The 1,341-nt window shown below is 69.4% G+C and carries 1 protein-coding gene and 1 pseudogene; both read left to right on the forward strand.

From position 1 onward, the window contains the following. Positions 1 to 128 precede the first annotated feature (128 nt). Positions 129 to 791: an HAD family phosphatase gene (locus B7767_RS41535; RefSeq protein ID WP_085576362.1), complete on the forward strand. Its 663-nt coding sequence runs from the start codon at positions 129 to 131 to the stop codon at positions 789 to 791. 60 nt (positions 792 to 851) lie between these two features. Further along, positions 852 to 1,341 (forward strand): annotated as a pseudogene (locus tag B7767_RS41540) (MFS transporter); the annotation flags it as partial.

Here is a 1,341-nt window from a genome sequence, read left to right on the forward strand (position 1 = left end):
GCTAAGCCTTACAGCGCCGATGGTACTGCAGGGGGGACCCTGTGGGAGAGTAGGACGCCGCCGAACAAATATTGGGAAAACCCCCGTGCCATTCGGCACGGGGGTTTTCTGCGTTTAGGGTCAGAGGTATGCGCTATGACCTGGTCCTCTTCGACAACGACGGTGTTCTCGTCGACAGTGAGCCGATCTCCAACCGGCTCCTGGCCGCCTATCTCACCGAGCTCGGCCACCCGACCTCGTACGAGGACTCCATCCGTGACTACATGGGATCCGCCATGCACCGCGTGCACGATCTCGTCGAGGAACGGACCGGGCAGCGGTTGCCGGCGGACTTCGACGACGTGTTCCACGCCCGGGTCTTCGCCGCGTTCGAGCGGGAGTTGAAGCCGGTGGTCGGCGCCGTGGACGTGCTCGAGAAGCTGGCCGCCGACGGGGTGCCGTACTGCGTGGCCTCGTCCGGGAGCCATGAGCGGATCCGGGTGGGGCACCGCACGACGGGGCTCGACCGGTGGTTCGACGACGAGCGGATCTTCAGCTCGCAGGATGTGGGGCGGGGGAAGCCGGCACCGGATCTCTTCCTGTACGCGGCCGAGCGGATGGGTGCGGCGCCCGAGCGGTGCGTGGTCGTCGAGGACAGTCCGCTGGGCGTCCAGGCGGCGGTCGCGGCCGGGATGGACGTGTACGGGTTCACCGCGATGACGCCCGCCGGGAAGCTCTCCGGGACCACAGGACTCTTCGAGGACATGCGGGAGTTGGCCGCACTGCTCGACGGGGACCCGAGCCGGAACTGAGCACAACTCATCTTTGACCGGATCTACCCACCGGTACCCCCGAGCCCTACGCTCGCCGCCATGACTGATGTGCTGCGGCGCGGCAGGGTCTCGCTGGCGTTCAGCTTCCTCGTGCAGGGCGTCGCCTTCGCTCTGCTCGTGACGCGGATCCCGGCCGTCCAGGACCGGTACGGGGTCTCCGACGCGCTGCTGCCGGTCTTCCTCGCCGCCGTGCCGATCCTGGCCGGCGTCGGGAGCGTCACCACGGAGCGGCTGGTGAAGCGGGTGCCGCCGAGCCGGGTGCTGCGGTGGTCGCAGCCGGTGGTGCTGCTGGCGCTGCTGGGCGTCGGAGCGGGCGGGCACATGGCGGGGCTCGGTGTGGCGCTGGCCGCGTTCGGGCTGGCCGTGGGCGCGCTGGACGCGTCGATGAACATGCTCGGGGTGAGTCTGCAGCGGGCGTACGGGCGCAGCATCATGCTGAGCTTCCATGCCGTGTACAGCGCGGGCGGGATCGTCGGGGCGTCGCTCGCGTGGGCGGGGGCGCACTGGGACCTGGCGTTGTGGGTGTCGT

Origin of the sequence: Streptomyces sp. 13-12-16, from assembly GCF_002114215.1 — a bacterium.
GTDB lineage: Bacteria > Actinomycetota > Actinomycetes > Streptomycetales > Streptomycetaceae > Streptomyces.